Origin of the sequence: Rhizobium sp. 862_C5_N1_2 (assembly GCF_051811205.1) — a bacterium.
Lineage (GTDB): Bacteria > Pseudomonadota > Alphaproteobacteria > Rhizobiales > Rhizobiaceae > Rhizobium > Rhizobium leguminosarum.
Genome location: NZ_JBPWPT010000003.1, coordinates 44,248 through 68,694, shown reverse-complemented (window position 1 = coordinate 68,694; position 24,447 = coordinate 44,248). Strand labels below are relative to the sequence as shown.

General features: G+C 61.5%; 18 protein-coding genes. 14 read left to right on the top strand and 4 right to left on the bottom strand.

What is annotated here, in order from left to right; translation table 11 throughout:
* The first annotated feature begins 78 nt into the window (after window positions 1–78).
* Window positions 79–534, top strand: coding sequence for an Rrf2 family transcriptional regulator (locus ACD590_RS30240; protein WP_439004088.1), 456 nt, complete (start codon window positions 79–81; stop codon window positions 532–534).
* Between the two features lie 442 nt (window positions 535–976).
* A complete protein-coding gene (locus ACD590_RS30235) occupies window positions 977–2,767 on the top strand; it encodes an ABC transporter ATP-binding protein (RefSeq protein ID WP_439004087.1) in 1,791 nt (596 codons plus the stop codon).
* A gap of 127 nt (window positions 2,768–2,894) precedes the next feature.
* On the opposite strand, the gene ACD590_RS30230 is transcribed toward ACD590_RS30235, so the two are convergent.
* On the bottom strand, window positions 2,895–3,374 hold the full coding sequence (locus ACD590_RS30230) for a class I SAM-dependent methyltransferase (RefSeq protein ID WP_065276185.1): 480 nt from the start codon (window positions 3,372–3,374) through the stop codon (window positions 2,895–2,897).
* A 177-nt stretch (window positions 3,375–3,551) separates the two neighbouring features.
* Here ACD590_RS30230 and ACD590_RS30225 point away from each other — a divergent pair, with 177 nt between their 5' ends.
* Window positions 3,552–4,778, top strand: a complete 1,227-nt coding sequence (locus tag ACD590_RS30225; protein WP_439004086.1) for a DUF3095 domain-containing protein — start codon at window positions 3,552–3,554, stop codon at window positions 4,776–4,778.
* On the opposite strand, the gene ACD590_RS30220 is transcribed toward ACD590_RS30225, so the two are convergent.
* Entirely contained in the window at window positions 4,768–6,105 is a 1,338-nt protein-coding gene (locus ACD590_RS30220) for a nucleotide sugar dehydrogenase (protein WP_439004085.1), read from the bottom strand. The two genes, ACD590_RS30225 and ACD590_RS30220, sit on opposite strands and share 11 nt — an antisense overlap.
* Window positions 6,106–6,555: 450 nt before the next feature.
* On the opposite strand from ACD590_RS30220, the gene ACD590_RS30215 reads away from it, so the two are divergent.
* The 10 genes from ACD590_RS30215 to ACD590_RS30170 all read left to right on the top strand — a co-directional run bounded on the left by ACD590_RS30215 (window position 6,556) and on the right by ACD590_RS30170 (window position 21,196).
* On the top strand, window positions 6,556–7,899 hold the full coding sequence (locus tag ACD590_RS30215; protein WP_439004084.1) for an adenylate/guanylate cyclase domain-containing protein: 1,344 nt from the start codon (window positions 6,556–6,558) through the stop codon (window positions 7,897–7,899).
* 154 nt (window positions 7,900–8,053) lie between these two features.
* The gene (locus ACD590_RS30210; RefSeq protein WP_439004083.1) at window positions 8,054–9,949 is read left to right on the top strand and encodes an ABC transporter ATP-binding protein; all 1,896 of its coding nucleotides are present in this window, start codon (window positions 8,054–8,056) and stop codon (window positions 9,947–9,949) included.
* A complete protein-coding gene (locus tag ACD590_RS30205; protein ID WP_018246262.1) occupies window positions 9,943–11,850 on the top strand; it encodes an ABC transporter substrate-binding protein in 1,908 nt (635 codons plus the stop codon). Before ACD590_RS30210 ends, ACD590_RS30205 begins: the two co-directional genes overlap by 7 nt.
* A 4-nt stretch (window positions 11,851–11,854) precedes the next feature.
* Window positions 11,855–12,853: an ABC transporter permease gene (locus ACD590_RS30200; protein ID WP_018246261.1), complete on the top strand. Its 999-nt coding sequence runs from the start codon at window positions 11,855–11,857 to the stop codon at window positions 12,851–12,853.
* Window positions 12,853–14,025, top strand: a complete 1,173-nt coding sequence (locus ACD590_RS30195; protein WP_018246260.1) for an ABC transporter permease — start codon at window positions 12,853–12,855, stop codon at window positions 14,023–14,025. The genes ACD590_RS30200 and ACD590_RS30195 overlap by 1 nt, the downstream gene beginning before the upstream one ends.
* 96 nt (window positions 14,026–14,121) lie before the next feature.
* Window positions 14,122–15,330 (top strand): glycosyltransferase family protein, encoded by a 1,209-nt coding sequence (locus ACD590_RS30190; RefSeq protein ID WP_018246259.1) that lies wholly within the window; start codon window positions 14,122–14,124, stop codon window positions 15,328–15,330.
* A gap of 9 nt (window positions 15,331–15,339) precedes the next feature.
* Window positions 15,340–16,587 carry a glycosyltransferase gene (locus tag ACD590_RS30185; protein WP_439004082.1) on the top strand — a complete coding sequence of 416 codons (1,248 nt, stop codon included), beginning with the start codon at window positions 15,340–15,342 and terminating at the stop codon, window positions 16,585–16,587.
* On the top strand, window positions 16,569–17,729 hold the full coding sequence (locus ACD590_RS30180; protein ID WP_182565729.1) for a glycosyltransferase family protein: 1,161 nt from the start codon (window positions 16,569–16,571) through the stop codon (window positions 17,727–17,729). The genes ACD590_RS30185 and ACD590_RS30180 overlap by 19 nt, the downstream gene beginning before the upstream one ends.
* A gap of 182 nt (window positions 17,730–17,911) precedes the next feature.
* Window positions 17,912–20,626, top strand: coding sequence for an ABC transporter ATP-binding protein (locus ACD590_RS30175; protein WP_113541688.1), 2,715 nt, complete (start codon window positions 17,912–17,914; stop codon window positions 20,624–20,626).
* A 102-nt stretch (window positions 20,627–20,728) separates the two neighbouring features.
* Window positions 20,729–21,196 carry a cyclic nucleotide-binding domain-containing protein gene (locus ACD590_RS30170; protein ID WP_018246255.1) on the top strand — a complete coding sequence of 156 codons (468 nt, stop codon included), beginning with the start codon at window positions 20,729–20,731 and terminating at the stop codon, window positions 21,194–21,196.
* 9 nt (window positions 21,197–21,205) lie between these two features.
* Here ACD590_RS30170 and ACD590_RS30165 read toward each other — a convergent pair whose 3' ends face one another.
* Window positions 21,206–21,409 carry a type II toxin-antitoxin system RelE/ParE family toxin gene (locus tag ACD590_RS30165; protein ID WP_439004237.1) on the bottom strand — a complete coding sequence of 68 codons (204 nt, stop codon included), beginning with the start codon at window positions 21,407–21,409 and terminating at the stop codon, window positions 21,206–21,208.
* Window positions 21,410–21,536: 127 nt separating this feature from the next.
* Window positions 21,537–22,868: an MFS transporter gene (locus ACD590_RS30160; RefSeq protein ID WP_210068128.1), complete on the bottom strand. Its 1,332-nt coding sequence runs from the start codon at window positions 22,866–22,868 to the stop codon at window positions 21,537–21,539.
* Window positions 22,869–23,246: 378 nt separating this feature from the next.
* On the opposite strand from ACD590_RS30160, the gene cyoA reads away from it, so the two are divergent.
* Window positions 23,247–24,431: a ubiquinol oxidase subunit II gene (cyoA, locus tag ACD590_RS30155; protein WP_026231044.1), complete on the top strand. Its 1,185-nt coding sequence runs from the start codon at window positions 23,247–23,249 to the stop codon at window positions 24,429–24,431.
* The last annotated feature ends 16 nt before the right edge of the window (window positions 24,432–24,447 follow it).

The following is a 24,447-nucleotide window of genomic DNA, read 5'->3' as shown; positions in this document are numbered from 1 at the left end:
TAACGTCAAGCATCATGTTACTTGTCTTGTTACGATCCGCTTGCGATAATGACCCGTCCGATCGACGGGAAGACAACGATGCGCAATGACAGCCGCCTTTCACGCATGCTGCACGTGCTGATCCACATGGATAAGCACCAGCACTCGGCGACCTCCGACATGATTGCAAAGATGCTGAACACCAATCCCGTCGTCGTCCGCCGCACCATGGCCGGCCTTCGCGAACAGGGCTACGTCCGCTCCGAAAAAGGCCATGGCGGCGGCTGGACGCTGGTGCGTCCGCTGTCTGAGATCACCCTGCTCGACGTCTACCGCGCCATCGGCGAGCCACATGTCTTCGCCATTGGCCCAGCCGACGATCAGCCGGAGTGTCTTGTGGAGCAGGCGGTGAATGTCGTCCTTAGCGACGCGATGAAGGAAGCCCAGGCCCTGCTGCTGCGACGGTTGGACAGCGTGACACTGGACAAAATCGCAGCCGACTTCGAGGCAAAACTGACCGCGCTCCCCGCCACATCCTATTCCTGCGCTTCGTGAGCGTAGATGATTGCCTGCGGTGGAGGTGCAAGCGCGGGATGGTCCAGCGGCAGATCACTGACCACGATGCCACTGCGGGCGAGCAAGCCGGCCCAACCGTCACCTGGCAAGCGCACAAGGTGTGTCGTTTCCGCATCACTTTCCGTAAGGTTGCAAATATCCGCTTGGCAATGGCGCATTGCTCCGGTACAAAACGCTCACCGCTTTAGTTCGAACATAGGGAGGCGTTGCATGCCAGCAATCATCGAAACCTTCCCGTGCGGAATGTCCCGACACTAGGTCATTTCCATTCGCGGCCCGCCTCAAGCGCGCGCGACATGCGGTTTTTTCATCCTTCAACAGCCCGATTGATCTGACGGGATCATTTTGTCTCCCGCTCGGGCTGTGCCATCCAACTCTCGATTTTGAGGACCGGTTTCCGACACGGGGCCGGGCGATTAAAATGACTCGCAAGAAGCTCGATTTCCGCGCCGATGCCTATCGCCATGTGCTCGGCTTTGTTTTCCATCATTGGCGCCATCGGCCTGTCTTGGTGGGCGGTATCATCGTGCTGGTAATATCAAGCACCCTGGCAGAAGTCATGGTGCCGGTTTTTTCCGGCCAGATCGTCGATGCCATTGCCGGCAGCAATGCGGCTGACCAGGCGCTGCACGCCTTCGTCATCGTCGTGGCTCTGGGCCTGACGAGCGTGGCACTGCGCTGGTTCATCTTCAACGGCATCATCCGGCTGACGCTGCGCACCATGGCGGATGTGGTCAATAACGGTTTCCACAAGGTGCAGCGGTTCTCGACCGACTGGCACGCCAACAGCTTTGCCGGTTCGACGGTGCGCAAGATCACCCGCGGCATGTGGGCACTCGACTCGCTCAACGACCTGCTGCTGGTAGCGCTGCTGCCATCCATCGTCATGCTGGTCGGCGCCAGCATCGTGCTCGGCAGCTACTGGCCGATCATGGGCCTGATCGTGGCTGCGGGATCGCTGATCTATATCGGCGTGACCGTGGCGCTATCCATGGGCTTCGTGTCGCCGGCGGCAAGGCTTGCAAACGCCTGGGACACCAAGCTTGGTGGCGCACTGGCGGATGCCATCAGCTGCAATTCGGTGGTCAAGGCCTTCGGGGCCGAGAGCCGCGAAGAGACCCGACTGGGCCAGGTGCTCGCCAGATGGGACAGCCGCACGCGACGGACATGGAAGCGCGGCACATTGAGCGGCACGATCCAGGGCTTCATGATGGTTTCCATGCAGGCCGGTATTTTGGGAACGGGCCTGGTCATGTGGCAGCGGGGGCTGGCGACGCCCGGCGACATCACCTTCGTGCTGGCCATGTTCTTCGTTCTGCAAGGCTATCTGCGCAATGTCGGCCAGGACATCCGCAATCTGCAGCGTGCCGTCAACGACATGGAAGAACTGGTGCTGCTCGACAAGATGCCACTAGGCATCGAGGACAAGCCGAACGCCAAGCCTATCAAGATTGGCGAGGGCGAGATCGTCTTCGATCGCGTGACCTTCCAATATGGCGCTCATCCCACCCCGCTTTATGAGGACTTTTCGGTCACCATCAAGCCGGGTGAGCGCGTGGGCCTGGTGGGGCATTCGGGCTCTGGCAAGACGACCTTCGTCAAGCTCATCCAGCGCCTCTATGATGTGAGCTCGGGCGCGATCCGCATTGACGGGCAGGATATCGCAGGGGTTCGGCAATCCAGCTTGCGCGGCCAAATCGCCATCGTGCAGCAGGAGCCCATTCTGTTCCACCGCACGCTGGCGGAAAACATCGCCTATAGCAGGCCGAACGCCTCGCGCCGCGAGATCGAGCACGCAGCCAAACAGGCGAGCGCCCACGACTTCATCATGGACCTTCCCAAGGGCTATGAGACTCTGGTGGGGGAACGCGGCGTCAAGCTGTCGGGCGGCGAGCGGCAGCGTGTCGCCATTGCCCGTGCCTTCCTGGCTGATGCGCCGGTGCTGATCCTGGACGAAGCGACATCGAGCCTCGACAGTGAGAGCGAAGTGCAGATCCAGCAGGCCATGGAACGCCTGATGAGCGGCCGCACGACGCTTGTCATCGCACACCGGCTATCCACGGTGCGAGCGCTGGACCGGCTGCTGGTCTTCGACAAGGGAAATATCGTTGAAGAAGGCGACCACCAGGCGCTGATCCGGCTTAACAACGGTATCTATCGCCGGCTGTTCGAACGGCAGGCGCTGGAGCTGACCAAGGGGCTGGTGGCGTGAACCGAAACACTACAGCGCCGCGCGCCTTTTTAGACGCTCGGCGTTGTAGCACTTTGCATTGCTGCATAATTTTATCCTTAAATCGATTCCGATTTCAGGAATAATGCAGCAACGCCGATGCTACCCTTTACGTCCTTCGATAGAGGAAATAACGCCCTTCCTTGATGCCATCTGGCAGCGGCAGCGCGACCAGCTCGGGATGCTCCAGCGGCAGGCCGCTGACGGCGACGCCGTTATGGGCAAGCACGCCGGCCATCAGTTGCGGCAACCAGGTCAGCGTCACCGCGTCGATCTCGTCATGGCCGGTGCCGATGTCGGCATGAGCAAGGGCCGCACCGATGCCGACGAAGGCCTGGCCGGACTCGCGGATATTGCCGGTGACCATGTCTTGCGCCTCTGGTGTCGAGGCAGAATAGGAACGGACTTCCCAGTCGAAAGCGACAATGCGCCGGCCGGGAAAATTCTCGCGCAGGTGATCATAGGTGCGGCCGTTGCCGAGGCCGAACTCCAAAACCGGGCCTTCAGTTTCCCCTACCAGATCGATGATCGAGTTCAGAATGTCGCGTTGAGCCGTCAACCGGCGAATGAAGCTGTCGAGGCGGCTCATCTAATCCGTATCCGTCATGAAATCGTTAGCGGTCTGTCCTGAGCAATTCCAGCAAAAAGTGCGGGAGCGGTTTTGCGTTCGGAATTGCATAAAAACAAAAAGTTAGAGCGTTTCCGTGCATCCTGGAAACCAGGAAAGGCTCTAACACATGAAACCTCGCCAAGTCGATTGCCGTAAATGGGAATTGGCGTTGCAGTGGCAACATGGGTCTGTGCTAAGCTCGATGACATGAAAACCGTGACCGACGAAGATTTCTTTGCCGAAGTGCCGCTCTTCAGCGAATTCGAGGGCGTGACCGATGCCGCCAACTACCGGCCGCTGCCGGACGGATGGGTGCTGGCGCTCGCCGATATCGTCGGCTCGACGCAGGCGATCGGCGCTGGCCGTTACAAGGACGTCAACATGGCGGGCGCCAGCGTCATTTCGGCGGTGTTGAATGCCGTTGGCAAGGGCGACTATCCCTTCGCCTTCGGCGGCGACGGCGCGCTGATCGCGCTTCCGGGTTCGCTGGAGGCGGCGGCACGCGACGCTCTTGCCGCCGCACAGGTCTGGGTCGAGGAAGATCTGAACCTGGTGCTGCGCATCGCCATCGTACCGGTCGCCGACACCCGCGCCGAGGGCCTCGACGTCCGCGTCGCACGTTATTCCGCAAGCCCTTTTGTCACCTATGCGATGTTCTGGGGCGGCGGCACCAGCTGGGCCGAAAGACAGATGAAACTCGGCCGTTACGGCATTGCCCGCGCGGCCCCGCGAACGCGCCCGGATCTCACCGGTCTATCCTGCCGCTGGAGCCCGATCGATGCTAGAAACGGCGAGATCGTCTCGATTATCGCCGTGCCCGGCGAAGGCCGGCCAGGCCGGGAATTTCAAGAACTCGTCAGCGGCATCGTCGCCATTACCACCGAGCAGAACCGGGCAAGCCATCCGGTACCGGCCGATGGTCCTAACCTTGCCTTCTCGCTGCATGGCATCAATCGCGAGGCCAAAGCCACCGCGCCACCCAGCCGGCGGTTGTGGCAGAAGCTCTTCATCTTCCTGCAGCTCGCCATCACGGTCGCGTGCTACAGGCTCGGCATTCCGCTCGGCCGCTTCGATGCCCGCCGCTACAAGCGCGACGTCGCCGACAATTCCGATTTCCGCAAGTTCGACGACGGGCTGAAGATGACGATAGACGTCGACGCCGAACACCTGAAGCGCATCGAGACTTTGCTGCAACAGGCCCAAGCCAAGGGTGTGGCCCGCTACGGGCTGCATCGACAATCCTCGGCGCTGATGACCTGCTTCGTGCCGACGCCGATCGCGCGCGATCACATCCATTTCATCGATGGCGCCGCCGGCGGGTATGCGGTAGCCGCCAGCCAGATCACCGGCAAGTCGCTTTCGGCCGTTTCCGTCACGCCTTGATGACGTGATCGGCCGAAAGGCCGAGCCGGTTGAAGACATTGCGCGTGTCGACGATCAACGAGGCGTTTTTTGCGAGCGCCGCATAATCCACCTTGTCGTGGTCAGTCGCGACCAGCACTGCATCGTAGCCGGCGACGGTCTCCGGCGTCAGAGCCACCGATTTGCGGCCCTTCAGCGCCTGATATTCGCGCGTCGGCGGAATCTCGGCGACGAAGGGATCGTGATAATCCGCCCGTCCGCCACGCTCCTCGATGATCTCGATCAGGCGCAGCGACGGGCTCTCTCTTATATCAGCGACGTTCTTCTTGTAGGCGAGCCCGAGCACTAGCACCCTGCTGCGGCTCAGCGCCTTGCCGGCGCGGATGTCGAGCGCCTCGGCAAGCTTGCCGACGACATGACGCGGCATTGCCGAATTGATCTCGCCGGCAAGTTCGATGAAGCGGGTCGGCAGCTCGTATTCGCGCGATTTCCAGGTGAGGTAGAAGGGATCGATCGGTATGCAATGGCCGCCGAGACCCGGGCCCGGATAGAAGGGCATGTAGCCGAAGGGCTTGGTCTTGGCCGCATCGATGACCTCCCAGACGTCGATGCCCATCGCCGCATAGACGGTCTTCAGCTCGTTGACGAGGGCGATGTTGACCGAGCGGAAGATGTTTTCGGTGAGCTTCACGGCCTCTGCCGTCGCATTCGAGGAGACCGGAACGACGGACGATACCGCCGCGCCATAAAAGGCCTTCATCAGCGCCAGCGCCTCGGCGCCGTCGCCGGCGACGACCTTCGGGATCGTCGCGGTATGATAATGCTGGTTGCCGGGATCCTCGCGCTCCGGGGAGAAGCCGACGAAGAAGTCCGAGCCGGATTTCAGCCCGGTGCCTTCGAGAATGACCTTCACCACGTCATCGGTCGTGCCGGGATAGGTGGTCGATTCCAGCACGACGAGCTGACCGGGGCGCAGGTGCGCGGCGATCGAGCGCGACGTCGCCTCGACGAAGGAAAGATCGGGATCGCGATGCTTGGTGAGCGGCGTCGGCACGCAGATGATGATGACGTCACACTCGTCGAGGCCGGCGAAATCGGTCGTCGCCTTGAAACGTCCCGCATCGATCTCGGTGGAAAGTGCTTCGTCGCTCACCGCGTCGATATAGGAGCGGCGGGCATCGAGGGCCACCATTTTCCCCGGGTCGATGTCGAAGCCCGTGACCGCAAAGCCGCTGCGCGCCACCGCCATCGCCAGAGGCAGGCCGACATAGCCGAGGCCGATGATGCCGGCACGCGCCGCGCGGGTTTCGATCTTCTGCAAAAGCGTATCGAAGGGGGAGATAACCAAGGCGGGATCTTTCAAACGGGGAAGAGAAGGCTGATCTAATGCATGATCCTGGCAAATTAAACCCGGGCTCCGTCTCTGACCTGACGAGGGGAGCAGAAAACACGGCCGCGACCCCTTGCGATGCTTATCGGATGTGGCTGACCCGGTGTGGCCGAAATGACTCGGTGACGGCCCTTGTGCAACTTGAGCGCACAAAAAAATGCGCATCCCATTGTTTCGCATTTGCAGCATCCCTATTTTGACTTTTGATAATGAACCACCTGGAAAGGACTACCCGTCCTATCCCGCTATTGGGAACTGAGGGCGCCGCTGCCGGGTTTTGGGCAGATCGTTGACACAATAATACCGCTCGTACATCCTGATTTCCTTGTGACCTGCGCATGAAAAATGTGCCGGCCGAGGGACTTTTGGCTCTTGGGGATGGCGTGCCTTATGAGGATCATACCGAGAATGAGCACGATCGAATCCAGCGTGTCCTCCATCCTGTTGGACCGGGTCGCTGAATGGCTGACGAACTCTTCGCTGGCCGGAGACGAGCTTGAAAATATCGTCCGTGGTTTCTGCGAAAGGCTCACGGCTGCAGGCCTGCCACTTGCGCGCGTGCATCTTTCTTTCTCGATGCTGCATCCGCTCTACGACGCGCTCAGCTTCACCTGGCGGCGCGCCAGCGGCGTCACCATCGAGGGCTTCCGCATGCCCGCCGGACAGAAGCCGGATCGCTTCCTCCAGAGCCCTTATTATTACCTGCTCGACAACAATCTGCAGCACATCCGCCGCCGGCTGATGCAGGATGGGCCGAATGAATTTCCCATTTTCGAGGACCTGCGCAAGGACAGCATCACCGATTACCTGGCCTTCGTGCAGCCCTTCGGCGACGGCTCGGTGCAGGGAATGATGGGTTCCTGGTCGACGGACCATAATACCGGCTTTTCCGACGATATGATCGATGCGCTGCTCAGGATGCAGAACCATCTGGCGGTCGCCGCCAAGATGGCGGTGCTCGGCAAGCTCGCCAACAACATGCTGACCACCTATCTCGGTGGCGACGCCGGCAAGCGGGTGCTGAACGGCCAGATCCGCCGCGGCGACGGTGAGACGATCCGCGCAGCCCTCGTCATGGGCGATATGCGCGAATCCACCATGTATGCCGAAAAGGAAGGCCGGCAGGCCTATATCGACACGCTGAACCAGTTCTTCGATGCGATCGCCGCCCCATTCAACCGCAATGGCGGCGAGATCCTGAGTTTCCTCGGCGACGGCTTCCTCGCCGTCTATCCTTGCGGGCGCCACAAGGACCCATCGAAGATTGCCTGCGAGGCAGCGCTTTCGGCTGTCCACCAGGCGCAGGCGCGGGTCGCCGAGCTCAACAGGGACCGCGAGCAGAAAGGCCTATCCAGGGTCGGCTACGGCATCGGCCTGCATGTCGGCAATGTCATGTTTGGCAATGTCGGCCTCAAGGACCGCCTGACCTTCTCCGCCTTCGGCTCGGCGGTCAACGAGGTCCAGCGTCTGCAGATCCTGACCAAGAAATACGGCCGCGAGGTCGTCGCCAGCCAGGCCTTCGCCGGTTATTGCGGCGGCGAATGGACGACGCTCGGCGAGGAGAAGCTGCGCGGCATCCGCCAGAAGGTGACGGTGCTGCAACCGCGCGCGCCGGCGCCTGCAATCAATGTCGACGAGAGCTTCCGCGAGGCCGTGCAGAACGGACTTTCCGAAGCCGAGCAGGTCATTCTCCTGCATCGCGACGCCAAGAAACAGGTCAAGCACACCAGCATGGAGAAATTCATCCAGTAACAGCTTAGAACCCCTCTCATAATCTGCGCGTCTCGCCTGGGGAACTTCGGCGGGACATGCTGGTTTTTCTATGATTGTCATCAGCTAGACACCCCGTTTGCGGTACGATAGTGTGCCTTAACGGGAACATAGAAGACTGGGGAATTTCATTGGTATGGCGTCTGCAGCCGATCTGTTGCGTATTGAAAATCTCGACGTCTCCTTCTCGGTTTTCGGTGACCGGTTACGCGTCGTAAAAGAAGCCAATCTTCGCATCCTTCCGGGCAAGGTTACCGCTCTCGTCGGTGAATCCGGCTCCGGAAAATCGGTGATCAGCCAGTCGGTCATGGGCATCCTGCCCAATCCGGCCAAGGCTACCGGCCGCATCCTCTTCACCGATCCGCTCGACGGCAGCGCGACCGACATCCTGTCCTTTCCGCGCGACAGCGAGGAAATGCGCGACCTGCGCGGCCGGCGCATGGCGACGATCTTCCAGGAGCCGATGACCTCGCTCTCGCCGCTGCATACGATCGGCAATCAGATCAGCGAAGTGCTCCTGATCCACACCGAAACCGACAAGCAGGAAGCGCGCGAAAGGACCGAGGAGATGCTCGGCCTGGTCGGGTTTTCGAACCCGCATCGAACCTACGACATGTATCCGTTCGAACTGTCCGGCGGCATGCGCCAGCGCGCGATGATCGCCATGGCGCTGATCTGCAAGCCGGCCCTTCTGATCGCCGACGAGCCGACGACGGCGCTCGACGTGACGATCCAGGCGCAGATCCTCGAATTGCTCCGCGAGTTGCAGGCCAAGCTGGGCATGGCGATGCTGCTCATCACCCACGATCTCGGCATCGTCGCCAACATGGCCGACGAGGTGGTCGTCATCTATCACGGCGAGATCATGGAGGCCGGGCCGGTCGAGGATATCTTCCGCAATCCGCAGCATCCCTATCTCAAGGGGCTGATGGCCGCTGTTCCGCATTTCGACATGAAACCCGGCGAGCGGCTGAAAGCGCTGCGCGATGTGAAGGTCAATCTCGAAGCCCTTGTCGGCATGAAGAAGCCGCGCCAGGCAGAGGCGCCGGGTATCCTGCTTTCCGTCGCCAATCTCTCGAAGACCTACAAGACGCGCAAGCGCAGTTTCTTCGGCAAGCACGAAGCCACCGTCCTGCGCGCCGTCGACGACGTCAGCTTCGACATCCGCCGCGGCGAATGTCTTGGCCTGGTCGGGGAATCCGGCTGCGGCAAGACGACGCTCAGCAAGATCCTGATGCGCGCCATCACGCCGGACAGCGGCGCCGTGGTGTTCAACGACGGCAAGGAGGTCGTCGACGTCCTCTCGGTCAAAGGCTCCGAACTGCAGGACATGCGGACCAAGATCCAGATGGTGTTCCAGGATCCGGTCTCCTCGCTCTCGCCGCGCATGACGGTGCGCAACATCCTGAGCGAACCGCTCGAGATCCATGACCGCGGCGACAGTGACGAGCGCAAGCGTAAGGTCGAGGGGCTGATGGCGGCAATCGGTCTCGACAAGCGTTATCTCAGCCGTTATCCGCACAGTTTTTCGGGCGGCCAGCGCCAGCGCATCGGAATCGCGCGGGCACTCGCGCTCGGTCCAAAGCTCGTCATCCTCGACGAGCCGGTCTCGGCCCTCGACGTCTCCGTGCAGGCGCAGATCCTCAACCTGTTGAAGGACCTGCAGAAGGAGCTGGGGCTGACCTATCTCTTCATTTCGCATAATCTCGCCGTCGTCGATTACATGGCCGACCGCATTGCGGTGATGTGTAAGGGCCGCATCGTCGAAATCGCGCCGCGCGAGATCATCCTGCGTGATCCGGTGCACCCCTATACGAAATCGCTGCTTGCCGCCGTCCCCTTCCCCGATCTAGACCGACCGCTCGATTTCAAGGCGCTCAGGGAAAACGGCGCCGCCGACAAGCAGAACTGGGGCGTGACCTTCACCGCCGAGCATGACGACGCTTCCGAACTTGCCTATGCCGACCTCGGCGACGGCCATCTGGTGCGCGCCCGCAAGGGCGCCGATGCCAAGGAGTTGCGTGGATGGTGACGCGTCGCACATTCCTGGGCGGCCTCGTCGGTGCGGCGATCGCGCCCGCGGTGTTGAGGGCACAACAAGCCGCCGAACCCGAATTCCTGAAGGAGCGGCTGACATCAGGCAGCCTGCCGCCGATGGCCGAGCGCATTCCGCTGCGCCCACGCATCGTCAATCTGAAGGAGATGGGGCTCGAACCCGGTGCCTACGGCGGCACGGTGCGCACCATCATCGGCAGCCAGCGCGACATCCGCTTCATGACGATCTACGGCTATGCCCGCCTGGTCGGCTACAACAAGCACCTGCAATTTCAGCCGGATATTCTGGCCGGTTTCCAGTCCGAAGACGACACGGTCTTCACCTTCACGCTGCGCGAGGGCCATAAATGGTCCGACGGCCAGCCGTTCACGGCCGACGATTTCCGCTACTGGTGGGAAGACGTCATCCTGAACGACAAGCTGACGCCCGGCGGCGGCGCGCTGGAGCTTCGCCCGCACGGCAGCCTGCCGCGCTTCGAGATGCTCGATCCGCTGACCGTGCGCTACACCTGGGAAAAACCCAACCCGATGTTCCTGCCGACATTGGCAGGCCCCCAGCCGCTCGTCATCTTCGGCCCTGGTCATTATCTCAAGCAGTTCCACAAGAAATTCCAGCCGGACCAGGCGAAGATGGACGAGCTGATGAAGACCTATCGCGTCAAGAAATGGCAGGATCTGCACATCAAGATGGCGCGTTCCTATCGTCCGGAAAATCCGAACCTGCCGACGCTCGATCCCTGGCGCAATACGACGCCGCTGCCGTCCGAGCAGTTCGTCTTCGAGCGCAACCCGTTCTTCCACCGCATCGACGAGACCGGCCGGCAGCTTCCCTATCTCGACCGTTTCATCCTCAACGTCTCCTCGTCGTCGATCATCGCCGCTAAGGCGGGTGCAGGCGAAGCCGACCTGCAGGTAACCGGCATCGATTTCAACGACTACACCTTCCTGAAGGAGGCCGAGAAGCGCTTCCCGGTGAAGGTCAATCTCTGGAAGCTCGCGCGCGGCTCGCGCATCACGCTGCTGCCGAACCTCAACTGTGCCGACGAGGTGTGGCGCGGCCTCTTCCGCGATGTGCGCCTGCGCCGCGCTTTGTCGCTGGCGATCGACCGGCACGAGGTCAATATGGTGGCCTTCTACGGCCTCGGCACGCCAAGCGCCGATACCGTCCTGCCCGACAGCCCGCTCTTCAAGCAGGAATATGCCGACGCCTTCGTGAAGTTCGATCCCGACGAGGCCAACCGCCTGCTTGACGAGCTCGGTTTGACCAAGCGCGACGACGACGGCATCCGGCTGCTGCCCGACGGGCGGCGCGCCGAGATCACCGTCGAGACCGCCGGCGAGAGCAATCTCGACACCGATGTGCTGGAGCTGGTGCACGACCACTGGGCCAATATCGGCCTTGCGCTTTATACCCGCACCTCGCAGCGCGACGTCTTCCGCAACCGCGCGATGAGCGGTTCGATCATGATGTCGATCTGGTACGGCCTCGACAATGGCGTGCCGACGGCCGACATGTCGCCCGCAGGCCTTGCGCCAACACTCGACGATCAGCTGCAATGGCCGCTCTGGGGCATGCATTACCTCTCCGCGGGCCAGGAGGGCGTCGCACCGGATCTGCCTGAGGCTGCGGAACTGGTCGACCTGCTTAGCCAATGGGGCTCGACGGCGAAATTCGAGGAGCGCCAGGTGATCTGGCATAAGATGCTGTCGCTCTATACGCAGCAGGTATTTTCGATCGGCCTGATCAACAGCACGCTGCAGCCGGTTCTTCGCGCCGCCAAACTGCAGAACCTGCCGGAGAAAGCGCTCTACGGCTTCGATCCCACCTCCTATCTCGGCGTCTATATGCCGGATGCATTCTGGTATAAGGAGGCCTGAGGCCGTGCTCAGATATATTCTCTGGCGCATCGCCGCCATGGTGCCGACGCTCTTCGTCATTTCGGCGCTGGTCTTCACCATCATCGAGCTCCCGCCGGGCGACTTCTTCGAGAGCCAGATCGCCGAGCTGCGTGCCTCCGGTGAGACCGCCAACCTTCAGGAAATCGAGGAGATGCGCCAGCAATACGGCTTCGACAAGCCGGAGATCGTGCGCTATTTTTACTGGGTCGGCGGCATGCTGCACGGTGACTTCGGGTACTCCTTCGAATATCAGCTGCCGGTCTCCGACGTGGTCGGCGACCGCCTCTGGCTGACGATGCTCGTCTCCTTCACGACGATCCTGCTCACCTGGCTGATCGCATTTCCGATCGGCATCTATTCGGCCACGCACCAATACAGCTGGGGTGACTACGGGCTGACGTTCCTCGGCCTGATGGGCATCGCCATTCCGAATTTCATGCTGGCTCTGATCCTGATGTATTTCGCCAATATCTGGTTCGGCATCTCGATCGGGCACCTGATGGACCAGCAATATATCTCGGCGCCGATGAGCTGGGAGAAGGCACGATCGATCCTCTCTCACCTCTGGATCCCGGTCATCATCGTCGGCACGGCAGGCACGGCCGGCATGATCCGGCGGCTGCGCGCCAACCTGCTTGACGAGATGCAGAAGCAATATGTCGTCACCGCGCGCGCCAAGGGCCTGCCGCCCCTCAAGGCGCTGCTAAAATACCCGCTGCGCATGGCGCTCAACTTCTTCGTCGCCGATATCGGCTCGATCCTTCCGTCGATCATCTCGGGCGCCGAGATCGTCGCGATCGTGCTGTCGCTGGAGACGACGGGGCCGATGCTCATCAAGGCACTTCAGAGCCAGGACATGTATCTCGCCGGCTCCTTCCTGATGTTCCTGGCCTTCCTCAATGTCATCGGCGTGCTGATCTCAGACATCGCACTCGGCTTCCTTGATCCCCGCATCCGTCTGCAAGGCAGGAGCACCAAATAATGTCGCCCCTTCCCGCACCCGGCGCGCCGCTTGCGCATTACGTCTCGACCGCTCCTTTCGATCCGCACGCGACCGAAAGCATGACGGCAGCGCAATCGCGCATCCATCTCGCCTCGCAAAAGCAGCTGATGTGGTGGAAGTTCAAGCAGCACAGGCTGGCCTTGATCTCCGGCATCTTTCTCGCCGCCGTCTACCTGATGATCCTGATCGTCGAGTTCCTGGCGCCCTACGGCCTGCACACGCGCAATGTCGATTTCATTCATGCACCGCCGCAGCGCGTCCACTTCTTCGACAAGGGCAGCTTCGTCGGTCCCTTCGTCTACGGCCGGAGCATGACGCTCGATATCGACACGCTGCACCGGGTCTATACCGACAAGAAGAATGACGTGCAGCCGATTCGTTTCTTCTGCCGCGGCGATGGCTATAAATTCTGGGGCTTTGTCGCCTCGAACTATCATCTTGTCTGCCCGGCGATCGGCGGGCAGATGTTCCTGCTCGGCACCGACCGGCTCGGCCGCGACGTGCTGTCGCGCATCCTTTACGGCGCGCGGATATCGCTGACGATCGGTCTGATCGGCATTTCGATCAGCTTCGTGCTCGGCATCATCATCGGCGGCCTTGCCGGTTATCGCGGCGGCATTTTCGATCTCATCGTCCAGCGCCTGATCGAAGTGCTGCAATCGCTGCCGAGCCTGCCGCTCTGGATGGCGCTGGCAGCCATCATGCCGGTGACGTGGAGCCCGATCGTCATCTATTTCGGCATCACCGTCATCCTCGGCATCATCGACTGGACGGGGCTGGCGCGTGCCGTGCGCTCCAAACTCCTGGCGCTGCGTGAGGAGGATTATGTCCAGGCCGCACAGCTGATGGGCGCCAGCACGCCGCGCATCATCGGCCGACATCTGGTGCCGGGCTTCATGTCGCATCTCATCGCTTCGGCGACGATTTCCATCCCCGGCATGATCCTTGGAGAGACCGCGCTCTCCTTCCTAGGCCTCGGCCTTCGTCCGCCGATCACCAGCTGGGGCATTCTGCTGACCGAGGCAAAAAGCGTCAGCGTCATCGCCTTCTATCCATGGCTGCTCTATCCGATCATTCCTGTTGTTCTTGTCATTTTGGCGTTCAACTTTCTGGGAGACGGCTTGCGTGATGCGGCAGATCCCTACAAATAGCAGGAAATGCGGCGGTACGTCACGGCACCGCCCCCTCCTCTTGGCCTCCCGACGGTGGGGGCACTAAGTATGTCGCTCACCCCAGAAGGGATGCCCATGTCCAGACGTCTCGAAGATGCGCGCATCCTCATGTACAGCCACGACACCTTCGGTCTCGGCCATCTGCGCCGCTGTCGCGCCATCGCCCATGCGCTGGTGGAGGATTATCGCGGCCTCAACATTCTGATCATTTCGGGTGCCACGATCGCCGGCGCCTTCGACTACCGCGCCCGCGTCGACTTCGTGAAGATCCCGAGCGTCATCAAGCTGCGCAACGGCGAATATACGTCGCTTGCCAGCCATATCGACCTGCACGAGACGCTGAAGATGCGCGAGTCGAGCATTCGCCACACGGCCGAGACCTTCCAGCCAGATATCTTCATCGTCGACAAGGAACCGATGGGGCTGAAGGGCGAGGTCGAGGATACGTTGGCTTATCTCAAGGCTCGCGGTACCGTCCTGGTGCTCGGCCTGCGCGAGATCATGGACGCGCCGCATCTGCTCGAGGCCGAGTGGAAGAAGAACAGCATCATGCAGAAGATCGACCAATATTACGACAGCGTCTGGGTCTATGGTCCGCCGGATTTCTACGATCCGCTGATCGGCCTCGACGTGCCGGCCAGCCTGCGCCGGAAGATGGATTTCGTCGGCTTCCTGCAGCGCAGCGTCTCCAGGGGAAAGACCTCAATCAACGCCCGCAAGGATAATTACATCCTCGTCACGACTGGTGGTGGCGGCGACGGCTCCGATCTTGTCCACGACGTCATGAATGCCTACGAGGCCGACCCGACGCTGACGCAGAAGGCGCTCGTCGTGCTCGGCCCCTATATGCCGGCCGCCGAGCGGGCCAAGCTGGTGCAGAAGGGAGAAGCGATCCCCTATATCGAGGTCATCGAGTTCGACAACCACATGGAAGAGCTGATCGACAGCGCCACCGGCGTCGTCGCCATGGGCGGCTACAATACCTATTGCGAGATCCTCTCCTTCGACAAGCCGGCCCTCATCGTGCCGCGCGTCAAGCCACGCGAGGAACAGCTGCTGCGCGCCCAGCGGGCAAGCGAGCTCGGCCTCGTCGACATGCTGCTGCCGGATCAGTCGGTCGATCCGACTATCATGGCCGAAGCGTTGAAGCGCCTGCCCTTCCGCCAGCCGCCGTCGAAAAGCGGCGGCAATATGCGTCTCGAAGGGCTGGACCATATCTCGCAGACCGTCGGCCGGTGGATCGACGGCCGCGGCAGCCACCTTTCCCTCGTCGGCGCGGAATAGGGCACAGCCTTGCCGCAACGCCGCAAGATCCTCGTCGTGCTGAAAGGCTATCCCCGCCTTTCGGAAACCTTCATCGCCCAGGAGCTGCTCGGCCTCGAAAAGGCCGGCTTCGACCTCACGCTGATTTCGATGCGCCGGCCGACCGACAAGAAGCGCCATCCCGTGCATGACGAGATCCGGGCGCGTGTCGTCTATCTGCCGGAATATCTACACGAAGAGCCAATCCGCGTGCTGAAAGGCCTGGCCGCCGGTTTCTCCAAACCCGGCTTCAAGACGCTGATGAAACGCTTCCTCGCCGACCTCAAGCGCGACCTCTCCCGCAACCGTTTCCGCCGTCTCGGCCAGGCACTGGTGCTGGGGCGTGAATGGCCGGACGAGGGCGAATGGCTGCATGCCCATTTCATCCACACGCCGGCCTCGGTGACGGAATATGCGAGCATCCTCACGGACACCCCCTGGACCTGCTCGGCGCACGCCAAGGACATTTGGACGTCGCCCGATTGGGAGCTGAACGAGAAACTCGGCAGCGCCCGCTGGACCGTCACCTGCACCAGGACGGGCTATGAACACATGCGGACGCTGACATCACGCAAAGAGACCGTGCACTTGAGTTACCACGGTCTCGATCTTGCCCGTTTCGGCCATTTTGCCGGCGAGCGCTCGGACCGGACCGGGAGCGATCCCGACGATCCGGCCTTCATCCTCAGCGTCGGCCGCGCCGTCGAGAAAAAGGGTTACGACGTGCTGCTGCGGGCGCTGGCACTGCTGCCTGCCGATCTTAACTGGCGCATGGACCATATCGGCGGCGGCGAGGAGCTTGGGAAACTGAAGGCGCTGGCTACGGAACTCGGCATTTCCCCTCGCATCGTCTGGAAGGGCGCCATGGCACAGGAAGAAGTGCTCGATCATTACCGCCGCGCCGACCTCTTCGCACTTGCCTGCCGCATCGCCGCCAACGGCGACCGCGACGGCCTGCCGAACGTCCTGGTCGAGGCATCGAGCCAGCGGCTCGTCTGCCTCTCGACCGAAGTATCCGGGGTGCCTGAGCTCCTGAAGAACGGTGAAAACGGCCTCGTCGTGCCGCCGGAGGACCCGGCGCTGCTGGCCAGAGCGCTGGAGGCGGCAATCCGCGACCCAGCACTGCGCAAGCGTCTCGGCGACGCAGCCGAAAACCAGGTGCGCGAACATTTCGACTATCACTCCAGCATCAGACAGCTCACCGGCCTGTTCGAGGCCGAATGGCAGAAGGCGTCATGACGGCAGCGCGTATTTTCTTCTATGTCCAGCATCTGCTTGGCATCGGCCACATAGCCCGCGCCAGCCGCATCGCCAATGCGCTTGTCGAAGACGGTTTTGACGTGACTGTCGTGACCGGCGGCCTGCCTGTGCCGGGCTTTCCGGGCGAGGGTATAAAGACCGTGGCCTTGCCGGCGGTCGTTGCCAGCAATGCCGGTTTTTCCGGCCTCGCCGATGCAAATGGCCGGCCAGCGGGCGAGGATTTCCTCAATGCCCGCCGCGCGCTGCTTCTCGATGCCTTCCATGCCGCCAGGCCCGATGTCGTCATCATCGAAGCCTTCCCCTTCGGCCGGCGACAGATGCGCTTCGAACTCTTGCCCTTGCTCGAGGCGATCGAAAAGGCCGAACCTCGGCCGAAACTCCTAAGCTCGGTGCGCGACATCCTGCAGGAAAACCGCAAGGCAGGCCGCGACGCGGAGACCGCCAAGCTGGTCAAGGATCATTTCGATGCCGTGCTCGTCCACGGCGATCCCGATTTCATCAGGCTCGAGGACACCTTCCCGCTGACATCCGAGATCGCCGACAGGCTGCGTTATACCGGCCTCGTCGCACCACCGCCGGCGCCGGAACCGACCGAGACATTCGACATCATCGCATCGGCGGGCGGCGGCGCGGTCGGTGCTGCACTGATCGGCGCGGCCAAAGAGGCAGCAGCGCTGCTACCCGCCGATCTTCGCTGGCTGCTGATATCAGGCCCGAACCTGCCGGAGGCCGATTTCGCCGCGCTGTCTGAGGATGCCGCCCCGAATGTGACGCTGGTGCGCTTCCGCAAGGATTTTCCCTCTCTGCTGCGCGGCGCGAAAGTGTCGATTTCGCAGGCAGGCTACAATACGGTCGGCGATCTCTTGCGCACCGAGTGCCGGGCGATCCTCATCCCCTTCGTCGCCGACGGCGAAACCGAGCAGACGGTGCGCGCCGAACGGCTGCAGGCGCTCGGCCTTGCCGACATCCTGCCGGAAAAGGGACTGACGTCGGGCCATGTTAGGGAGGCCGTCGAAAAGGCGCTCGCGGCACAGCTAAGGGGGCCGGTCTTGCTCGATCTCGCCGGAGCGGAGAAAACCGCCGCCATCATTCGCTCCATGATTGCCGAATCCCTCGCCTAATCCAAAATTCCTGTGATATAAGCAGAGTTCCGGCGAGAATCGGCATTTCTGCAGCCGGTCGCTTCGCCTTGTTTTCATTGCGATATCGGCGGTCCGGCTGCATGGTCCTGTTCTCAAAATTCCTCCCCGTCCCGGCGCCCGGATCGCGCCCCCGGAATTTCCCAGCAAGCTGACGGTTAGCCATGGAAAAAAGCCTCGCCCGCTACATCTGGAAGAACACGCGGCTGCAGCAGCTGTGGATTCTGGCTGTCGTCGCCGCCTCGATGGTGCCCTACTTCCTGTCCTTCGACCTGCCGAAGCAGATCGTCAACGGACCGATTCAGGGTGACGGCTTCGAAGGTCCGGGCGCAAGGCAGACCTTCATGCATATTGCCTATGACATCCCGCTGATCGGCCATGTCGAATTCTTCCAAGGGTTGCAGCTCAATCGTTTCCAGATGTTGATGGCCCTCAGCCTGGTGTTTCTGGCGCTGGTGGTGCTGAACGGCCTCTTCAAGTTCTACATCAACACCTATAAAGGCCGGCTCGGCGAGCGCATGCTGCGCCGTATCCGCTTCGAGCTGATCGACCGGGTGCTGCGTTTTCCGCCCATCCACTTCAAGCGGGTAAAATCGGCCGAAATCGCCACCATGATCAAGGACGAGGTGGAGCCGATGGGCGGCTTCACCGGCGATGCCTTCGTCTCCCCTGCCCTTCTTGGCGGCCAGGCGATCACGGCGCTCGCCTTCATCATCGTGCAGAATTTCTGGCTCGGAATGATCGCCGCCGGCATCGTCGGCGTACAGGCGGTCGTCATTCCCCGCATGCGCAAGCGCCTGCTGGACCTCGGCCGCCAGCGGCAGCTGACGGCGCGCGAGCTCTCCGGCCGCGTTGGCGAAATCGTCGACGGCATCGGCACGATCCACGGCAACGACACATCGAACCTCGAACGCGCCGACATCGCCTCGCGGCTCGGCCGGATCTTCTCGATCCGCTACGATCTTTACCAGTGGAAGTTCCTGGTGAAATTCATCAACAACTTCCTCGCCCAGGTCACGCCGTTCCTGTTTTACGCGATCGGCGGCTACCTGGCGCTGCAGGGCCGGCTCGACATCGGCCAGCTCGTCGCCGTCATATCAGCCTACAAGGACCTGCCCGGGCCGCTGAAGGAACTGATCGACTGGGACCAGATGCGCCAGGACGTGCAGGTGAAGTACCAGCAGGTCTACGAGCAGTTCAATGTCGAGCCGCTAATCGACAGCCGTATCCAGGAACTCGCGATTGCCCCGGTCGGGGCGCTGACGAGCGCGCTCGTCGTCACCAATCTGTCGCTCTCCGACGACAGCGGCGCCCGCCTCGTCGATCACGTCTCCGTCGAGATCAAGCCGAACGAGACGGTGGCGATCGTCGGGCCGAACGGCAGCGGCGCGGAAGCCTTCGCCGAAGCGCTCGGCCGCATGGTCTGGCCGGACTCCGGCCGCATCACCATCGACGGGCGCGATCTCCTGGACCTGCCGGAATCGATTACCGGCCGGCGGATCTCCTATGCCTCGGCCGACACCTTCTTCTTCCACGGCACGCTGGCCAGCAATCTGCTCTACGGCCTCAAACATGCGCCGATGACCGATCCCGTTTACGACGAGCGGGAAGCGCTGGAGTACAAATGGCATTCCGCCGAGGCAGAGAAGGCCGGCAATCCGACGCTCGACCTCAACAGCGACTGGGTGGACTACAAGGCCGCCGGCGCCAGCGGGCCCGAGGACCTGCTGAAAGCGATCCGCCCGGTGCTCGACGCCGTCCTCATCTCACAGGACATCCTCGATCTGGCGCTGCGCTCGACCGTCAATACCGATGTGCATGTGGCAGTCAGCAACCACGTCGTGGCGCTCCGCGCCTCGCTGCGCGACCGGCTGCGCGACGAGGGGCTCGACACGATCGTCGTGCCTTTCGATTTCGACGCCTACAACGCCCAGGCGACGGTTGGCGAGAATTTGCTCTTCGGCACGATGAAGCGGCCTTTGATGACCAATCGGAGGCTTGCCGCGCATCCCTATTTCCAGGAGCTCTTCCGTGAAACCGGCCTCAGCACGGATCTCTACGCCATGGGCCTCGAGATCGCCGAGAACGCGGTGGAACTCTTCCACGACCTGCCGCCGGACCATCCTTTCTTCCAGCAGCTGACCTTCATGACGGCGGACGACATTCCGACCTACCAGGCGCTGCTGCAGAAGCTGCAAAGCCGCCGCTTCGAGGACGCCACGCCTGAGGAACGTTCGGCCATCATCCGGCTGAGTTTTGCCTATATCGAGCCGCGCCATCGCTTCGGCTTGCTGACGAACGAGCTCATGGACAAGATCGTCAACGCCCGCAAGCAGTTCCACGAGCATATTCCGGCCGATCTCGCCGAGCTGATCGAGCGCTACGATGCCGAGCGTTTCACCCCGTCGGCAAGCCTGATGGACAATGTGCTCTTCGGTCGTATCGCCTATCAGCAAGCCGACGCCTCCGACCGCATCCGCGGCATCATGGGCGAACTCTTCGATGCGCTTGACCTTTATGACGACGTGCTGTCGATCGGTCTCGAATTCGACGTCGGCTCCGGTGGCAAGCGACTGACCATGGTGCAGCGGCAGAAGCTGAACCTGGCCCGCGCGCTGTTGAAGCGCTCGGACTATTTCATCTTCAACCGGCCGCTGTCGGCGCTCGACCAGCGGGTTCAGGATCAGATCACCCGCAACATCATCGAAGGCCTGCACGAAGAAGGCCATCGGCCGGCGATCATCTGGGTGCTTTCTAATGCCCGGCTGGCGGAGAAGTTCGACCGGATCCTGCTCTTCGATCGCGGCGGATTGGCGGAGGCTGGAAACTATCCGGAACTTTCCGAGAAAAACGGGATGTTCAAGGAACTGTTATCGTAATATTCTATAGGGGCGGCGATGGTGGGTGTTCCCGAGGGGGAACGCCTCGGAGTTTGAAGATGCCTGGTCCTGTGGACCCTGCGTCAGGGGATTGAAACGCTCATGCTGTTGAGAGACGAAGTCGAAATGCTGCGACGGGTGCCGATCTTTTCAAGGATCGCGCCAGCAAAGCTCAAGCTTTTGGCCTTTACCTCCGATCGCATGACCTACAAGGCCGGACAGGATCTCTTCCATCAGGGCGATGTCGGTGATGCCGCCTATGTCATCCTCTCGGGTACCGCCGATATCGTTGTCTCCTCGCCGGCCGGCGAGATCAAGGTCGCCGATGTCGAACCCAATTCGATCGTCGGCGAAATCGCCATTCTCTGCGATGTCTCGCGCACGGCAACGGTGCGCGCCACCTCGCCGCTCGAAGTGCTGCGCATCAGCAAGGAGCACTTCCTGAAGCTGCTCAGCGACTTCCCGGAAATGGCCGTGGAAATCATGCGAGTGCTGGCCGACCGCCTGAACCACACCACGGCGGAGCTGACCGCGGCCCGGGCGGCGAAACAGCCGCAGATGGCGCAGTAGGGTTTCAAATCAAGATTTCGGTGGCCATTTCTGCGTGCCGTGGACGAGGCGCGAAATTTCCACCTGTTCGATTTTCTGGCTAACACGATAGATCACGATAAAAGATCGTGAAATGACCAGTTGGCGCGTTCCACCAATTCGTCCTGGCCGGCCGATCTCCGGCTGATAGATTCGCAAATCGGTCTGACGCTCGATCTCATCAAGCTGGCTTATCGCAGCCGTGCGAAAGCTTGTTCAGATCGCAAGAAAGCAATTCAGTTTATCGCCGACCAGAATGTCGGCGGTCCGAAAAACAAAAGCCTGCATGGTTTCCCATGCAGGCCCGTATGTTCAAGTCCGTCTATTCGCGCTGCTCCAGCGCCCTGCTGAAGGCAAGTGCTGCAAGCGTGCAGATGGCGCCGGAAAGCAGGTAATAGCCAACGAATGTCAGGCCGAAGCGGCTGGAAAGGCTGAGCGCCACCAGTGGCGCAAAACCCGCGCCGATCAGCCAGGCCAAATCCGAGGTGAAGGCTGCACCCGTATAGCGGTAGCCGCGGCCGAAGCGGGACGAGATCGAGCCGGTCGCCTGGCCGAAGGAAAGACCGAGCACGCCGAAGCCGATGATGACGAAAGCGTCATGGCCGCTGTTGCCGGATGCGATCAGGCTCGGCCCGATAAAGCTGAAGACGGCGATGATGACGGCGCAGATGGCAAGCTGGGCGCGCCGGCCGATACGGTCGGCGATCAGGCCAGACGCGATGATCGTGAGGATGCCGACCGCAGCGCCGATCACCTGCACCACCATGAACGCGCCGATCGGCTGGTTGCCATAAAGGCTCATCCAGCCGAGCGGGAAGATGGTGACGAGGTGGAACATGGCAAAGCTCGCCAGCGGCACGAAGGCGCCGATCAGGATGTCGCGGCCGTGGACGCGCAGCACGTCGAGGATCGGTGCCGCCTCGAGCTCGTGCTGTTCCAGCAGCGTCCCGAATTCCTTGGTCATGACCAGGCGCAGGCGCGCAAACAGCGCCACCACATTGATGGCGAAGGCGACGAAGAAGGGATAACGCCAGCCCCAGGAGAGGAAATCCTCACTGGAAAGATTGGCGACGAAATAACCGAAGAGGGTGCTGGCCAGCGCAAAACCGATCGGCGCGCCGAGCTGCGGGATCATCGCATACCAGCCGCGGTGCTTGGCCGGCGCATTGAGCGCGAGCAGCGAGGCAAGGCCATCCCAGGCGCCGCCGAGCGCGAAGCCCTGGCCGAGACGGAAGAGCGCCAGCAAGGCGATCGACCAGACGCCAATCTCGTTGTAACCCGGCAGGAAGGCGATCGAGGCCGTGGAGCCGCCGAGCAGGAAAAGCGCGATCGTCAGCTTGGTGCCACGGCCGTACAGCCGGTCGATCGTCATGAAGACGACGGAGCCGACGGGGCGGGCCAGGAAGGCCAGCGAGAAGATGGCGAAGGAATAGAGCGTTCCCGTCAGCCTATCCGGCGCGAAGGGGAAAATCAGCTGTGGAAAGACCAGGACCGAGGCGAGGCCGTAAACGAAGAAATCGAAGAATTCCGACATGCGGCCGATCACCACGCCGATGGCGATGCTGCCCGGCGAAACCGGCTTGTCGTCGTGAATGCGCCGCGCGTCGCGTTCCAGCGACGACGATGACGGTCCGTAATGCGATGTTGTAGCCATAAAACGCCTCCCTCGTTGAAGCGCTTTCGGCAAGGCGCCTCAGCCTGATCTTGATCAAACCTGCAGGCTTATCAAGTCCGTAAGGCGTAAATAGTTCATCATGGCGGCTCAAAATGAGGCGTGGACGGAAAAAATAGCGTGATCCGGGCGGCGATTTTCGGATGGGAACGCTGGCATGGCCGGTTCTTACGGATATATTGGTTGGAACATGCGCTCGCGAAAAATCTTTCTTGATTTCATCAGGATTTCAAAGCTGTAGTGCAACATGATTTGTGCCGCAGTGCGGCATGATTGCTGCACTGCGACCAAACACCTCATGTCGCTATCAGGTCCAGTGCGTTAGTCGCGGAACAAACGAAACAACAAGAGCTTAGAGACGTGCCAAAACTCGTGAAGTTTTCCCGCCTTCTATCCGTCTTGCCGCTGCTTTTCCTGGCAGGATGCAACATGGTGGTCATGGCGCCCTCCGGCGACATCGCCGTGCAACAGCGTGATCTCATCGTCATCTCGACGGTGCTGATGTTGTTGATCATCATACCGGTGATCTTCCTGACGCTGTACTTCGCCTGGCGCTACCGCCGCTCCAATACGGCCGCCACCTACGCGCCGGAATGGCACCATTCGACCCGCCTCGAAATCGTGATCTGGGCAGCACCGCTGGCGATCATCATCGCGCTCGGCGCCGTCACCTGGATTTCCACGCATAAGCTCGATCCCTACCGCCCGCTCGACCGCCTCGATGCGGAGCGCGCCATTCCGGCCGATACCAAGCCGTTGAACGTCGAGGTCGTGGCGCTCGATTGGAAGTGGCTGTTCTTCTATCCCGAACTCGGCATTGCCACAGTCAACGAACTCGCTGCCCCGGTGGACATGCCGATCAATTTCAAGATCACCGCCTCCTCTGTGATGAACTCCTTCTACATCCCTGCCCTTGCCGGCCAGATCTATGCCATGCCCGGCATGGAGACGAAGCTGCATGCCGTCATCAACAAAGAAGGCGAGTATGAGGGCTTCTCCGCCAATTATAGCGGTGCAGGCTTCTCTCACATGCGCTTCAAATTCCACGGCCTGACCCAAGAGGGGTTTGACGCCTGGGTGGCGCAGGTCAAGCAGCAGGGCACGATGCTCAACCGCGACGCCTATCTGAAGCTCGAGAAGCCGAGCGAGAAGGAACCGGTGCGTTATTATGCCGGAGCCGATGCCGACCTCTACAACGCGATCCTGAACATGTGCGCCACACCGGGCAAGATGTGCATGAACGAGATGATGCACATCGACATGATGGGCGGCGGCGGCAAGGAAAGTGCCGAGAACCGCGAGAAGCTGCAATATGACAACCGTCATGCCGACGAAGGCATCGTGGCGCCCGCCGCCACCGTGCCGGCGACAGGGGCTCCGGCCCGAAGCGAGCCCGCCGAGCGCACCGACGGCAACAGCATGCAGCACGACATGCCCGGCATGCCTAGCACGCCCGGAATGGACATGCAGCATGAGGGTCATTCCATGCCCGGCATGAGCAATGGCGCCGATCCGGCGCCGGCGCAGCTCAACAACAACAATTAACCTGGCGCTTTGCGTC

Coding starts and splice junctions, on each gene's coding strand:
- ACD590_RS30190 (WP_018246259.1), top strand. CDS start 14,122: ATGTCCAGACGTCTCGAAGATGCGCGCATCCTCATGTACAGCCACGAC.
- ACD590_RS30225 (WP_439004086.1), top strand. CDS start 3,552: ATGGGAATTGGCGTTGCAGTGGCAACATGGGTCTGTGCTAAGCTCGAT.
- ACD590_RS30215 (WP_439004084.1), top strand. CDS start 6,556: ATGAGCACGATCGAATCCAGCGTGTCCTCCATCCTGTTGGACCGGGTC.
- ACD590_RS30170 (WP_018246255.1), top strand. CDS start 20,729: ATGCTGTTGAGAGACGAAGTCGAAATGCTGCGACGGGTGCCGATCTTT.
- ACD590_RS30195 (WP_018246260.1), top strand. CDS start 12,853: ATGTCGCCCCTTCCCGCACCCGGCGCGCCGCTTGCGCATTACGTCTCG.
- ACD590_RS30210 (WP_439004083.1), top strand. CDS start 8,054: ATGGCGTCTGCAGCCGATCTGTTGCGTATTGAAAATCTCGACGTCTCC.
- ACD590_RS30230 (WP_065276185.1), bottom strand. CDS start 3,374: ATGAGCCGCCTCGACAGCTTCATTCGCCGGTTGACGGCTCAACGCGAC.
- ACD590_RS30160 (WP_210068128.1), bottom strand. CDS start 22,868: ATGGCTACAACATCGCATTACGGACCGTCATCGTCGTCGCTGGAACGC.
- ACD590_RS30205 (WP_018246262.1), top strand. CDS start 9,943: ATGGTGACGCGTCGCACATTCCTGGGCGGCCTCGTCGGTGCGGCGATC.
- ACD590_RS30240 (WP_439004088.1), top strand. CDS start 79: ATGCGCAATGACAGCCGCCTTTCACGCATGCTGCACGTGCTGATCCAC.
- ACD590_RS30175 (WP_113541688.1), top strand. CDS start 17,912: ATGGAAAAAAGCCTCGCCCGCTACATCTGGAAGAACACGCGGCTGCAG.
- ACD590_RS30180 (WP_182565729.1), top strand. CDS start 16,569: ATGGCAGAAGGCGTCATGACGGCAGCGCGTATTTTCTTCTATGTCCAG.
- ACD590_RS30235 (WP_439004087.1), top strand. CDS start 977: ATGACTCGCAAGAAGCTCGATTTCCGCGCCGATGCCTATCGCCATGTG.